Source organism: Bradyrhizobium sp. SZCCHNR1017, from assembly GCF_032381375.1.
Classification (GTDB): Bacteria; Pseudomonadota; Alphaproteobacteria; order Rhizobiales; family Xanthobacteraceae; genus Bradyrhizobium.
In genome coordinates this window covers 305,558-319,424 of record NZ_JAUHIR010000002.1, presented here as the reverse complement: position 1 = coordinate 319,424, position 13,867 = coordinate 305,558, and the positions used below count along the sequence as shown (strand labels likewise).

The 13,867-nt window shown below is 66.2% G+C and carries 10 protein-coding genes; 8 read left to right on the top strand and 2 right to left on the bottom strand.

Annotation, left to right across the window (positions count from 1 at the left end):
- Positions 1-13 precede the first annotated feature (13 nt).
- Positions 14-1,627 (bottom strand): ABC transporter substrate-binding protein, encoded by a 1,614-nt coding sequence (locus tag QW863_RS07045; protein ID WP_315714706.1) that lies wholly within the window; start codon positions 1,625-1,627, stop codon positions 14-16.
- A 264-nt stretch (positions 1,628-1,891) separates the two neighbouring features.
- Here QW863_RS07045 and QW863_RS07040 point away from each other — a divergent pair, with 264 nt between their 5' ends.
- The gene (locus tag QW863_RS07040) at positions 1,892-2,032 is read left to right on the top strand and encodes a hypothetical protein (protein WP_315714707.1); all 141 of its coding nucleotides are present in this window, start codon (positions 1,892-1,894) and stop codon (positions 2,030-2,032) included.
- Between the two features lie 98 nt (positions 2,033-2,130).
- Here QW863_RS07040 and QW863_RS07035 read toward each other — a convergent pair whose 3' ends face one another.
- Entirely contained in the window at positions 2,131-3,744 is a 1,614-nt protein-coding gene (locus QW863_RS07035; protein WP_315714708.1) for an ABC transporter substrate-binding protein, read from the bottom strand.
- A gap of 269 nt (positions 3,745-4,013) precedes the next feature.
- Here QW863_RS07035 and QW863_RS07030 point away from each other — a divergent pair, with 269 nt between their 5' ends.
- From QW863_RS07030 to QW863_RS07000, 7 genes are all read left to right on the top strand, one after another.
- The gene (locus QW863_RS07030; RefSeq protein WP_315714709.1) at positions 4,014-5,144 is read left to right on the top strand and encodes a M20/M25/M40 family metallo-hydrolase; all 1,131 of its coding nucleotides are present in this window, start codon (positions 4,014-4,016) and stop codon (positions 5,142-5,144) included.
- A 407-nt stretch (positions 5,145-5,551) separates the two neighbouring features.
- On the top strand, positions 5,552-6,493 hold the full coding sequence (locus QW863_RS07025; protein WP_315714710.1) for an ABC transporter permease: 942 nt from the start codon (positions 5,552-5,554) through the stop codon (positions 6,491-6,493).
- 11 nt (positions 6,494-6,504) lie between these two features.
- The gene (locus tag QW863_RS07020; protein WP_315714711.1) at positions 6,505-7,395 is read left to right on the top strand and encodes an ABC transporter permease; all 891 of its coding nucleotides are present in this window, start codon (positions 6,505-6,507) and stop codon (positions 7,393-7,395) included.
- A 138-nt stretch (positions 7,396-7,533) separates the two neighbouring features.
- The gene (locus tag QW863_RS07015) at positions 7,534-9,180 is read left to right on the top strand and encodes an ABC transporter ATP-binding protein (RefSeq protein ID WP_315714712.1); all 1,647 of its coding nucleotides are present in this window, start codon (positions 7,534-7,536) and stop codon (positions 9,178-9,180) included.
- A gap of 295 nt (positions 9,181-9,475) precedes the next feature.
- Positions 9,476-10,975: a M81 family metallopeptidase gene (locus tag QW863_RS07010; protein WP_315714713.1), complete on the top strand. Its 1,500-nt coding sequence runs from the start codon at positions 9,476-9,478 to the stop codon at positions 10,973-10,975.
- A 20-nt stretch (positions 10,976-10,995) separates the two neighbouring features.
- A complete protein-coding gene (locus tag QW863_RS07005) occupies positions 10,996-12,159 on the top strand; it encodes a M20 aminoacylase family protein (protein WP_315714714.1) in 1,164 nt (387 codons plus the stop codon).
- 65 nt (positions 12,160-12,224) lie between these two features.
- The gene (locus QW863_RS07000) at positions 12,225-13,646 is read left to right on the top strand and encodes an amidase (protein ID WP_315714715.1); all 1,422 of its coding nucleotides are present in this window, start codon (positions 12,225-12,227) and stop codon (positions 13,644-13,646) included.
- The last annotated feature ends 221 nt before the right edge of the window (positions 13,647-13,867 follow it).

The window sequence follows — 13,867 nt, the reverse complement described above, 5'->3', positions numbered from 1 at the left end:
GGCCGACATCTCGTCACTCGCTCTTGTCGACGTTCCAGAACACCGGCACGGCCTGCCCTTCCAGGACGCCGGTGATCGATTTGCGCCAGGCGCTCGGCATGAACCATTGGCCGAGCGGCACGTAGATCACCTGGTCGTAGACCTCCTGCTGAATCTGGGCGGCGATCCGCTTCTGGTCCTCCGGCTTCGTGGCCTTGGCGAAGGCGTCGCGCAGCTCCTCCATCTTGGGATCGTCGGGCCAGCCGAACGGGCTCTTCTGGCCGCGTGCGCCGACGAAGGTGCTGCCGATCGGATTGCCGGAGTCGGCGATCACCGAGTTGGTGAAGAACATGTTCCAGCCGCCCTCCTTGGGCGGCTTCTGGCTGGCACGCCGCGTCACCACGGTCTGCCAGTCCGTCGTCTGCAGATCGACCTTGAAGCCGGCCTCGCGCAACAGCTGCGCGGCGACCACCGGCTGCGCCTTCAGGGTGATCGCATCGCCCGGCGCGAGGATCACGACGGGCGTACCGTCATAGCCGGCCTCGGCCAGCAGCTTCTTGGCCTGCTCCATGCCGTTGCCCTTCACCAGCGTCTCCGAGCCGATGTCGGATTCGAGCGGCGTGCCGCAGCCGAACACGGCGCCGCAGATCGTGTAGTACTTGGCGTTACCGACGAGCGCGTCGAGCACATCCTTCTGGTTCAGCGCCAGGAACGCCGCACGGCGGATCTTCACATTGTCGAACGGCGGAAACAGGAAGTTCATGCGTCCCAAGGTCTGGTAGCCGAACTTGTTCAGCACGTTCATCGAAAGATCGGGATTGGCTGATAGCACCGGCTCGAGATCGAGCGGCGGGAATTCCATGAAGTCGATGTCGCCGGCCTGCAGCGCGTTGACGGCCGTCTGCGCATCGGGCATCGAGACCCACTCGACGCGGTCAACCTTCACCACCTTGCCGCCGGCCGTCCAGCTCGGCGGCTCCTTGCGCGGCACGTAGTCGGTGTTCTTCTCATAAACCGCCTTCACGCCCGGCTGGAATTCCGCCTTGACGAACTTGAACGGTCCGGAGCCGATCTGCTCCGAGATCTGCTGGTTCGCGGGCGTCTCGGCCAAACGCTTCGGCATCATGAACGGTACGTAGGAGGACGGCTTGCCGATCGACTCCAGCACCAGGCCGTACGGCTCCTTCAGCTTCAAGGTGATGGTCTTGGCATCGGTGGCCTCGAGCGAGGCCGTGGCCTCCATCAGCTTCTGGCCCATGCTGTCGTTGCGGCTCCAGCGCTTCAGCGAGGCGACGCAATCCTCGGCGGTGACCGGCGTGCCGTCGTGCCACTTCAGGCCGTCGCGCAAGGTGAAGCTGTAGGTCAGTTTGTCGTCCGAGACCGTCCATTCTGCCATCTGCGGCTGGACCTGAAACTTGGCGTCGGTCCCGAGCAGGGTGTCGTACACCATGTAGCCGTGGTCGCGGGTGATGTAGGCCGGCGTGAACACGGGATCGATGACGCGCAGGTCCGAATGCATCACCGCCGTGATCGTCTTCTTGCCGGCGGCGAAGGCCTGGGTCGTCACGCCCGCCATCGACACGGCCATGATCGAGGCGACGAACCATGAAACGAGCGCGGATGCGGTCCGGCGCGGAGTATGTGACATGCGATCTCTCTTGGCGTGAGCATCCATCCGAGGGCCCCGATACCGATCAAGGCCTGACGAGGCGTCCTGCGTCGCGTCTGCAAACGCTCAGCAAACAGTCTCGGCGAGGAAGATTTGCAGCAGTTCCATCGGAGGTCAATCGCCATGGACGCATGGGTCACCGCATCAAGCGGCTGCACACGTCGTGACTGCCGACGATGGCGTCCCGCCATCTGGAACTCGGCTGCGCCTCGTCCGTTATGCGCAGCAGCAAGGAGCCTGATGATGCCGAATGAAGTCACCAAGCCGCGGGACAGCCGACATCCGGCCATGCCGATCCGCACCGATAAGAACCCGTCCCAGGATCAGATCAGCCCACCCTTGATGGTCGAGGGTCTCGAAGCCGTGCGCGATCCGCACTGCTGAAGGGCGCTAACGCACGGGCGAATGCAGGAACAAAAAAGAGACGCGGCGAAGTCTCCACTTCGCCGCGTCTTTGTTTGCGTCACGAGTGCGTCCGCCGCCTACTCGCTCTTGTCGACATTCCAGAACACCGGCGTCGCCGGGCCGTCGAGCACGCCGGTCAGCGATTTGCGCCAGCCACTCGGCAGCAGATATTGTCCGAGCGGGATGTAGATCACCTTCTCGTAGTTCTGCTTCTGGATTTCGGTGGCGATCTTCTTCTGCTCGTCGAGCGAGGACGACCGCGCATAGGCGTCGCGCAGCTTCTCGATCTCGGCATCCTCGGCCCAGCCGAACCAGCCGCCCTTGGTGCCGCGGCCGCCGACCGAGACGTTCGCCACGGGATTGGCGACGTCGGCGCCGACCCAGTTGGTGAAGAACATGTTCCAGCCGCCCTCCTTCACGGGCTTCTGGCTGGCGCGCCGCGTCACCACCGTCTGCCAGTCGGTGGCCTGCAGGTCGACCTTGAAGCCGGCCTCGCGCAACAGCTGCGCCGCCACCACGGGCTGCGCCTTCAAGGTGGTGACGTCGCCCGGCGCCATGATCGCGATCGGCGTGCCGTCATAGCCGGACTCGGCGAGCGCCTTCTTGGCCTCGGCCATGCCGTTGCCCTTGATCAGCGTCTCGGCACCGACGTCGGTCTCGAGCGGCGTGCCGCACACGAACACGGCGCCGCAGACCTTCTGGTACTTCTCGTTGCCGACCAGCGCGTCGAGCACGTCCTTCTGGTTCAGGGCGAGGAAGGCCGCGCGGCGCACCTTCACGTTGTCGAACGGCGGGTTGAGGAAGTTCATGCGGCCGAGCGTCTGGTAGCCGAACTTGTTCAGCACGTCGATCTTGAGCTCGGAGTTCGACTCCAGCACCGGCAGCATGTCGTAGGGAAGGTTCTCCATGAAGTCGATGTCGCCGGACTGCAGCGCGTTCACAGCGGTCTGCGCGTCAGGCATCGTGACCCACTCGACGCGATCGACCTTCACCACCTTGCCGCCGGACGTCCAGCTCGCCGGCTCCTTGCGCGGCACGTAGTCGGTGTTCTTCTCGTACACCGCCTTCACGCCCGGCTGGAATTCCGCCTTGACGAATTTGAACGGGCCCGAGCCGATCTGCTCGGGAATCTGCTGGCCCTGCGGCGTCTCGGCGAGACGCTTCGGCATCATGAACGGCACCAGCGAGGACGGCTTGGCGATCGACTCCAGGACGAGTCCGTAAGGCTCCTTCAACTTGAGCACGATGGTCTTGGCATCCGGCGCCTCCAGGCTCGCCGTGAAGTCCATCAGCTTCTGGCCCATGCCGTCATTGCGGCCCCAGCGCTTCAGCGAGGCGACGCAGTCCTCGGCGGTCACGGGCGTGCCGTCATGCCATTTCAGGCCGTCGCGCAGGGTGAAGGTGTAGGTCAGCTTGTCGTCGGAGACCTTCCAGTCCGCCATCTGCGGCTGGACCTTGAAATTCGAATCGGTCGCCAGCAGCGTGTCATAAACCATGTAGCCATGGTCGCGGGTGATGTAGGCCGTCGTGAATCCGGGATCGATGACGCGCAGATCCGAATGCATCACCGCCGTGATCGTCTTCTTGCCGGCTGCGATGGCCTGGGTGCTCAGCGCCGTCGAGAGCGAAAGCATGGAAACGGCGAGGCTCGTCGCGAGCGTCAGACGTTTCCAGCGCGGGCTGTGGAACATTACGAGGTCTCCTGAGTGGATGGCCTGACCTGAAACTGATCAGATCCAGACCATTCGTTGGGCGTGCAGATCAATCCTTGTGCGAACTAACATGCTGTAAGTCGCAAGCTTTCGACAGTTGCAGAGGTCGCCTTTCGCGTCAATCCGCATTCAGCGCATGCGGCCCGTGGCTGACAATGCCGTTAACGTCTGCATAGCTTTCGCTTTACAAAGCGCGCCCGCCTGCGTCTCGTGTCATGAGATCGCGACAATGCCTTGAGAGAGCACCAATGAATCCAGCCCATCTTCCCTTTGATACCGAAATCATGCTGCGGGGCTTGCGCGGCTGGGTCGAGTGCGAAAGTCCGACCTGGGACGCCGCCGCGGTGGAGCGCATGCTGGATCTTGCCGCGCGCGACATGGCCATCCTGGGTGCGACGATCGAGCGCATCGCCGGGCGCCAGGGTTTCGCCGGCTGCGTGCGCGCCCGCTTCCCGCACCCGCGGCAGGGTGAGCCCGGCATCCTGATCGCCGGCCACATGGATACCGTTCACCCCGTCGGCACGCTGGCCAGACTGCCTTGGCGCCGCGAGGGCAACAAATGCTATGGGCCCGGCATCTGCGACATGAAAGGCGGCAACTATCTCACGCTGGAAGCGATCCGCCAGCTGATCAAGGCTTCCATCGCGACGCCGCTGCCGATCACCATCCTGTTCACGCCGGACGAGGAGGTCGGCACGCCCTCGACCCGCGACATCATCGAAGCCGAGGCGCAGCGCAACAAATACGTGCTGGTGCCCGAGCCGGGCCGTCAGGACAACGGCGTGGTGACCGGCCGCTATGCCATCGCCCGCTTCAATCTCGAGGCGATCGGACGTCCGAGCCATGCCGGCGCGCGGCTCGGCGCGGGCCGTTCCGCGATCCGGGAAATGGCGCGACAGATCCTCGCCATCGACGGCATGACGACGGAGGACTGCACCTTCTCAGTCGGCATCGTGCATGCCGGCCAGTGGGTCAACTGCGTCGCCACCACCGCCACCGGCGAAGCGCTCAGCATGGCGAAGCGGCAGGCCGATCTCGACCGCGGCGTGGAGCGGATGCTGGCGCTGTCCGGCACCACCGACGACGTGACCTTCAAGGTGACGCGCGGCGTGACGCGGCCGGTGTGGGAGCCGGATTCCGGAACCATGGCGCTGTACGACAAGGCGCGCGGCATCGCCGAACAGCTCGGCCTGTCGCTGCCGCACGGCTCGGCAGGCGGCGGCTCGGATGGCAACTTTACCGGCGCGCTCGGCATTCCGACCCTCGACGGCCTCGGGGTGCGCGGCACCGACATGCACACCCTGAACGAGCACATCGAGATCGACAGCCTTGCCGAGCGTGGCCGCCTGATGGCGGGTCTGCTCGCGACCCTGGCGTAGGATTGCCTCCGGGCAAGATCTCGTAGCCCGCATGAGCGCAGCGACATGCGGGGTCATCGCCGCAGCGCGAGACCCCGGGGTCGCTTCGCTCTCCCGGCTACGCACCGCCTGCTGCGCAGCAGCACGGTTTCATTTTCCGGGACCAGGACGGTGAGTAGACAACGGCTCCACGGCGCGCGCATGATGGCATGCGGCTTGCAAAGTTTCGCGCAAGGTTCGCCGCAAAGTGCTGCGACATTGTTCGCAAATGCGACGGTTCGCGCGGATCACGAACGCCGTGTCATCGCGCGTGCACGAGCGGACGAGCGAACACCGGAGACCTTGAAAGCGATGGATATCGGTGACATGCACACTCTCTCACGACGTTGCGCGCGTCGCCCCAGCACCATGAAGGCGGTTCTCTCAAGATGATCGGTTATCTGCTTCGCCGCATCCTCGCATCCATCCCCGTAATGGGCGTGGTGGCGCTGTTCGTCTTTCTGCTGCTGCGGCTGACGCCGGGCGATCCCGCCGCGATTCTCGCCGGCGACAACGCGACCCCTGAGCAGCTCGAGCGCATCCGCACCACGCTCGGACTGAACGAGCCGCTCTACATCCAGTTCATCACCTGGATCAATCAGCTGCTGCATGGCGATCTCGGCGTGTCGCTGATCTCGAAGGTGCCGGTGCTGCAGATGATCGGCCAGCGCATCGAGCCGTCGATCTCGGTCGCGATCTCGACCATCATCCTGTCGATTCTCGTCGCGGTCCCGCTCGGCGTCATCGCGGCCTGGAAGCACGGCACCTGGATCGATCGTTTCGTGATGGCGCTCTCGGTGATCGGCTTCTCGGTGCCGGTGTTCGTCATCGGCTACATCCTGATCCAGCTGTTCGCGATCAACCTGCGCTGGGTCCCCGTCCAGGGCTTCAAGAGTCTCAGCGCCGGCTTCGGCCCGTTCTTCGAGCGCATCATCCTGCCGACCTGCGCATTGTCCTTCATCTACGTCGCGCTGATCGCGCGCATGACGCGCGCCGCGATGCTCGACGTGCTCGGCGAGGACTTCGTGCGCACCGCGCGCGCCAAGGGCGTCAGCGAGATCGCGGTGCTGCTGCGCCACGCGTTGCGCAATGCGGCCGTGCCCGTCATCACGGTGATCGGCTCCGGCTTCGCGCTGTTGATCTCCGGCGTCGTGGTTACCGAGAGCGTGTTCAACCTGCCCGGCATCGGCCGCCTCACCGTCGACGCCGTGCTGGCGCGCGACTATCCGGTCATCCAGGGCATGATCCTTCTGACCTCCTTCATCTATCTCGCGGTCAATCTCCTGATCGACCTCGCCTACACCCTGCTCGATCCACGCATCCGCTACTGAGGCCCTTTCCGATGGCGATCGTCACCACCCCTGAGCCGTCGATCCCGGTCACCACGCGACTGGGGCCCCGGTTCGGCTTTCTCACCTCGACCCCGATCATCGCCGTGGCGACCGTCTGCCTGTCACTCATCGTGCTGATATCGATCCTCGCACCGCTGCTGGCGCCGCACGATCCCGTGCTGCTCGCGCCGGCGCAGCGGCTCAAGCCGTCGAGCGCGCAACACCTGCTCGGCACCGACGCCTATGGCCGCGACCTGCTGTCGCGCACGATCTATGGCGGCCGCATCTCGCTTCTAGTCGGCGTCGGCGCCGCGATCATCTCGATCGCGATCGGGCTCGTGATCGGCCTCGTCTCCGGCTTCTTCCGCTGGGTGGACGCCATCCTGATGCGCGTGATGGACGGCCTGATGGCGATCCCGAGCATCCTGCTCGCCATCGCCGTCGTCTCGCTGTCGGGCGCCAGCGTCGGCACCGTGATGATCGCGATCACCATCGTCGAGATCCCGCGCGTCGCGCGCCTGGTCCGCTCGGTCGTGCTGACGGCACGCGAGGAGCCCTATGTCGAAGCTGCGATTTCGCTGGGGACGTCGATGCCCAAGATCATGTGGCGGCATCTGATGCCGAACACGATCGCGCCGCTGATCGTCCAGGGCACCTACATCTGCGCCGCCGCGATCCTCACCGAGGCGATCCTGTCGTTTCTCGGCGCCGGCATCAGCCCGGAGACGCCGACCTGGGGCAACATCATGGCCGAGGGCCGCTCCTACTTCCAGATCAAGCCGTCGCTGATCTTCTGGCCGGGCCTGCTGCTGTCGATCGCGATCCTCTCGATCAACCTGATCGGCGACGCCGCCCGCGACGCGCTCGACCCGCGCATGAAGCAGCGCGAGGCCGGCAAGTGACGGCCCTTCGTAGCCCGGATGATCATCTCACTTTTCGTCATTGCGAGCGAAGCGAAGCAATCCAATCCAGGGCCACGCCCGGAACTCTGGATTGCTTCGTCGCTTCGCTCCTCGCAATGACGCTGGAGAAATGAACACATGACCGACACCATCCTCGACATCGACAATCTCGTCGTCACCGTCGGCAAGACGAAGAACCCGAACGGCCCGCGCATCATCGACGGCGTCTCGATCAAGGTCGAAAAGGGCGAGACGCTCTGCGTCGTCGGCGAAAGCGGCTCCGGCAAATCGGTGACCTCGCTGACCACGATGGGCCTGCTGCCGAAGAACGCGCTGCATGCCGTCGGCGGCAGCGTCAAGCTGGTCGGCGAAGAGCTGCTCACCGCGAGCGATCGCCGGCTGCGCGAGCTGCGCGCCACCCGGATGGCGATGATCTTCCAGGAGCCGATGACCGCGCTCAATCCGGTCGTGCCGGTGGGCCGCCAGATCGACGAGGTCCTGCGCGCGCATACGTCCCTCGATGCGCGGACGCGGCGCAAGCGCATCCTCGACATGATGGAGCAGGTCCACCTGCCCGACGTCGAGCGCATTTTCGGCTCCTATCCCCATCGCCTGTCCGGCGGCCAGCGCCAGCGCATCATGATCGCGATGGCGCTGGTGCTCGAGCCGAAACTCCTGATCGCCGACGAGCCGACGACCGCACTCGACGTCACCACGCAGAAGCAGATCCTCTCGCTGATCCGCGAGTTGCAGCGCGATCACGGCACCGCCGTGCTGTTCATCACCCACGACATGGGCGTCGTCGCCGAGATCGCCGACCGCGTCTCGGTGATGCGCCAGGGCCGCCTAGTCGAGACCGGCGCGCTCGACAAGATCCTGCGCAGCCCCGAGATGGACTACACGCGCAACCTGCTCGCCTCCGTCCCCAGCCTGATCCCACGCCCGCCGCGGCCCGAGAGCACCGAGCCGGTGGTGCTGGAGACCAACGAACTCGGCAAGGTCTATCGCGAGCGCTCGTTCCTCGGCAAGGCGCGCGAAGTCGTCGCTGCGCAGAACGTCACGCTCACCCTGCGCAAGGGCCGCACGCTCGGCATCGTCGGCGAAAGCGGCTCCGGCAAATCGACCGTGGCCCGCTGCATCGTGCGGCTGATCGATCCGACCTCCGGCGGCGTCCGCCTCGCCGGCCACGAGATCTCGATCCTGACCCGCCGGCTGCTGCAGCCGCACCGCAAGCGCATCCAGATCGTGTTCCAGGATCCCTACCGCTCGCTCAACCCGCGGCTGACCGTCGGCGAGAGCATCGCCGAGGGACCGGTCAACTACGGCACCTCGCATGACAAGGCGATGGCGCGGGCGCGCGAGCTGCTCGAGCTGGTCGGCCTGCCCGCGGACGCGATCTCGCGCTACCCGCACCAGTTCTCCGGCGGCCAGCGCCAGCGCATCGCGATTGCGCGCGCGCTCGCGCTCGATCCCGACGTGCTGGTGGCGGATGAAGCGGTCTCCGCGCTCGACGTCTCGGTGCAGGCGCAGGTGCTGGAGCTGCTCGACGAGATCCAGCGCCGGCTCGGCATCGCCATCCTGTTCATCACGCATGACCTGCGCGTCGCCGCGCAGATCTGCGACGACGTCGTCGTGATGCAGAAGGGCCGCATCGTCGAGCAGGGCCCGGCCGGCGAGATCCTGACGCATCCGAAGGAGGCCTATACCAAGTCCCTGCTCGAGGCCGCGCCGGGACGGAACTGGGATTTCGCGAACTTCCGGCCGGTGGCGGAGGCGGTGGCGTAGCAGCGCCACCCACCGCTGTCATTCCGGGGCGTGCGCAGCACGAACCCGGAATCCATACCCACAGGCGGGTGTGGTGATATCGGGTGGTCGACAGCCTGCTTCCCAACGACCGTCTGTGGGTATGGATTCCGGGCTCATCGCCGCGCCATGCCCCGGAATGACGCGCGGAGAGAGTCCGTGCAGGCCGGCGCGCCGTCATCGTGGCCCGCATGCAAAACGGCATCGCTCCTTCGCTTGCCTGCGCCGCGAGGGCCGGTCTAACGTCATGACACGTTCAACGGCCTGAGGCGAAGTAATGACGCGCGTCGCGATCGGCGGCTTTCTGCACGAGACCAACACATTCGCACCGACGAAAGCGGACTACGACGCGTTCATGCATGGCGGCGGCCGCGCCTCGATCGCCGATGCGGCCTCCGTGCTCACGACGATGCGCGGCATCAATGCCGGCCAGGCCGGCTTCATGGCAGTCGCGGAAGCCAACGGTTGGGACGTCGTGCCCACCATCGCCTGCGCGGCGAGTCCCTCCGCGCATGTCACCAGGGATGCGTTCGAGCGCATCACGGGCGTGATGGTCGACCGCATCGAGGCCGCCGGCCCGCTCGACGGCGTCTATCTCGACCTGCATGGTGCGATGGTGACGGAGCATCTCGACGACGGCGAAGGCGAGATCCTGGCGCGCGTGCGCGAGGTGATCGGCCCGAACGTGCCGCTCGTCGCGAGCCTCGACCTGCATGCCAACGTCACCCCCGAGATGATGGCACATGCCGATGCGCTGATCGCCTACCGGAAATATCCGCACACCGACATGGCCGACACCGGCCGCGCCAGCGCCGAGCACCTCGCGCTGCTGCTGCGCGCAAAGACGCCGCTGGCGAAAGCCTTCCGGCAGTTGCCGTTCCTGATCCCGATCAGCTGGCAGTGCACCAATGACCAGCCGACCAAGGGCATCTACGAGAAGCTTGCGGCGCTGCAGAGCGAGGCGGTGCCGACGCTGTCGTTCGCGCCCGGCTTTCCCGCCGCCGATTTCGCGCATTGCGGCCCGAGCGTGTTCGCCTATGGCCGGACGCAGGCCGACGCGGACGCCGCGGCGGATGCGATCGCGGCGATCGTCGCGGGCCACGAGGATGATTTCGACGGCCGCATCTACACGCCCGATGACGGCGTGCGCCATGCGATGACGCTGGCGAAGACAGCGACGCGTCCGATCGTGATCGCCGACACCCAGGACAATCCCGGCGCGGGCGGCGATTCCGATACGACCGGCATGCTGCGCGCGCTGGTGCGCAATCGCGCCAGCCGCGCCGCGATCGGCATGATCTACGATCCGCAAGCGGCGATCGCCGCGCATGCGGCCGGCGAAGGGGCCACCGTGACGCTGTCGCTCGGCGGCAAGAGCGGCATTCCCGGCGATGCGCCGTTCGAGGAGAGCTTCATCGTCGAGAAGATCTCCGACGGCCGCTTCGTCGCACCCGGACCGTTCTACGGCGGCCGCAAGATGGAAATGGGACCGTCAGCGTGCTTGCGCATTGGCGATGTCCGCGTCGTCGTGGCCTCGCACAAGTCCCAGCTTGCCGACCAGGAGATGTACCGCTTCGTCGGCATCGAGCCGACCGCGCAGGCGATCCTGGTCAACAAGAGCTCGGTGCATTTCCGCGCCGATTTCGAACCGATCGCCGAACATCTCCTGATCTGCGCCGCGCCCGGCGCGATGCCCGCCGATCCCTCCACCCTGCCCTGGACCAGCTTGCGTCCGGGCATCCGCCTCAAGCCGAACGGCCCGGCGTTCGAAGCTTAACCCGACAACGGAAACGCTCCATGCCCACCATCGATCGCATCCAGGCTTACGCCGACGAGCTCACCGCCATCCGCCGCGACCTGCACGCGCATCCGGAGATCGGCTTCGAGGAGACGCGCACCTCCGGCATCGTCGCCGAGAAGCTTGCGCAATGGGGCATCGAGGTGCATCGCGGCCTCGGCGGCACCGGGGTGATCGGCGTGCTCAAGGGTAAGAACGACAGCGGCAGGAAGATCGGCCTGCGCGCCGACATGGATGCGCTGCCGATGGAGGAGAACACGAACCTGCCGTGGCGCTCGACCATCCCCGGCCGTTTCCACGGCTGCGGCCATGACGGCCACACCACGATGCTGCTCGGCACCGCGCGCTATCTCGCCGAGACTCGCAACTTCGACGGCACCGTGCACTTCATCTTCCAGCCGGCGGAGGAAGGCCTCGGCGGCGCACGCGCGATGATCAAGGACGGCCTGTTCCAGAAGTTTCCCTGCGACGAGCTCTACGGCCTGCACAACGCGCCGGACTTGGAGCACGGCGAGATCGCGATCCTGCCCGGTCCGGCAATGGCCGGCGCCGACTTCTTCGACATCCGGATTTCCGGCTACGGCGCTCATGGCGCCATGCCCGAGCGTTCCAAGGATGCGGTGGTGATCGCGACCACCGTGGCGCAGGCGATCCAGACCATCGTCAGCCGCAATGTCGAGCCGCTGCAGGCCGCGGTCGTCTCGATTACGCAGATCCACGCCGGCTCGGCCTACAACGTCATTCCCGGCGATGCCTGGCTGTGCGGCACCGTGCGCGCGTTCTCGGATCCCGTGCGCGCGTTGGTGCGCGAGCGCATGCGCGCGATCTGCGCCGGCATGGCGGCCGCCTTCAATTGCGAGATCGACGTAGACATCCGCGACACGTTCAGCGTGCTGGTGAACCAGGAGGAGCAGTCCAAGGTCGTCGAGCAGGTCGCGCGCACCGTGGTCGAGCCGTCCAAGGTGCTGACCCGCTCGACGCCGAAGATGGGCAGCGAGGATTTCGCCGACATGCTGCAGACGATTCCGGGCGCCTATTTCTGGGTCGGCCATGACGGCTCGGTGCCGGTGCACAATCCCGGCTACGTGCTCGACGACAAGATCCTGCCGATCGGCGCCAGCATGTTCGCCCGCATCATCGAGACGCGGCTGCCGGCGGCCTAGCGCGACTGACATACGTCAATGAGCGGGCGGCGGATCGAGATGAACTTCGGCGTGGGAGTACCAGCATGCACAAGCCCGTCTCGGATGACGTCACCTCGCTTCACGATCTCTCCGCCGTCGACCTGATCGCCGGCTATCGCGCGCGCCAGTTCTCGCCGTCCGAGGTGATGGACGAGGTCCTGGCGCACGTGGCGGCGTGGGAGCCGCACATCAAGGCGCTGTATCTGCTCGACGCCGACGCCGCGCGGGCCGCGGCCGAGGCGTCGACCGCGCGCTGGGCCAATGACGAGCCGGCCGGCGTGCTCGACGGCGTACCGGCGACGGTGAAGGACAATCTCGCCACCAAGGGCCAGCCGATGCCGCTCGGCGCAGCCAGCGTCACGCGCACGCCGCTCGCCGCCGATGCGCCGCCGGTGGCGCGGCTGCGCGAGGCTGGCGCGATCATCTTCGCCAAGACCACGATGCCCGATTACGGCATGCTGTCGTCCGGCCTGTCGAGCTTCCATCCGCTGACGCGCAATCCATGGGATCTCCGCATGAACCCCGGCGGTTCGAGCGCCGGTGCGGGCGCCGCAGCCGCCGCGGGCTACGGTCCGCTGCATGTCGGCACCGACATCGGCGGCTCGATCCGGTTGCCCGCATCGTGGTGCGGCCTCGTCGGATTGAAGCCGAGCTTCGGCCGCGTGCCGATCGACCCGCCTTATGTCGGCCGCGTCGCCGGTCCGATGACGCGCATCGTCGACGATGCCGCGCTGATGATGAGCGTGCTGTCCAAGCCCGACCGCCGCGACGGCACCAGCCTGCCGCCGTCGGACCTGCACTGGAAGGTCACGGAGAAGCCGGTGCGCAAGCTGCGCATCGGCCTGATGCTCGATCTCGGCGGCGTCGGCCAGCCACTGGAGGAGCCGGTGCGCGCGACGACACTGGCTGCGGCGAAAGCCTTCGAGGACGCCGGCGCCGTGATCAGCGAGGTCAAGGGCTTCCTGAAGCGCGAGATGCTCGACGGTCTTGACAATTTCTGGCGTGCACGGCTGTGGGACGATCTGGCGCGGCTGGCGCCCGAGGTGCGCGCGAAGACCCTGCCCTACATCCTGCGCTGGGCCGAACGCGCCGCCGCGCTCTCCGGCGTCGAAGTCGTCAGAGGCTTCAACGTCACGATGGCGCTACGCGCCGCCGCGGCAAGACTGTTCTGCGACTACGACTACATCATCTCGCCGGTCTCGCCCGGCGTGAAATTCCCCGCCGAGTTCGCCTCGCCGGTCAACGATCCCGAGAGGCCGTTCGAGCACATCACCTACACCGTGCCCTGGAACATGTCGGAGAACCCGGCGATCTCCGTCAATGCCGGCTACGACCCCGACGGCTTCCCCATCGGCCTGCAGATCGTCGGCCGCCGCTTCGATGATGTCGGCGTGCTCGGGATGGCCAAGACGTTCGAGGGATTACGCGGCGAGCAGCGGCCATGGCCGATACCGCCGGCCTCCTGATTCGCGTCACCCCACTCCTTCCTCCGTCATTGCGAGCGAAGCGAAGCAATCCAGAGTCCCGCCCACGACTCTGGATTGCTTCGCTTGCGCTCGCAATGACGGGGAAAGAGCGTGGGCCACATCGCTGCCGGATCGCGTGCTGGGAGACCAATGAAAAGCGCGGCTCTTTGCCCGCCATGCGGAATGTCGTCACGATTTGACGCGGCCTCTCGCTGAACTAT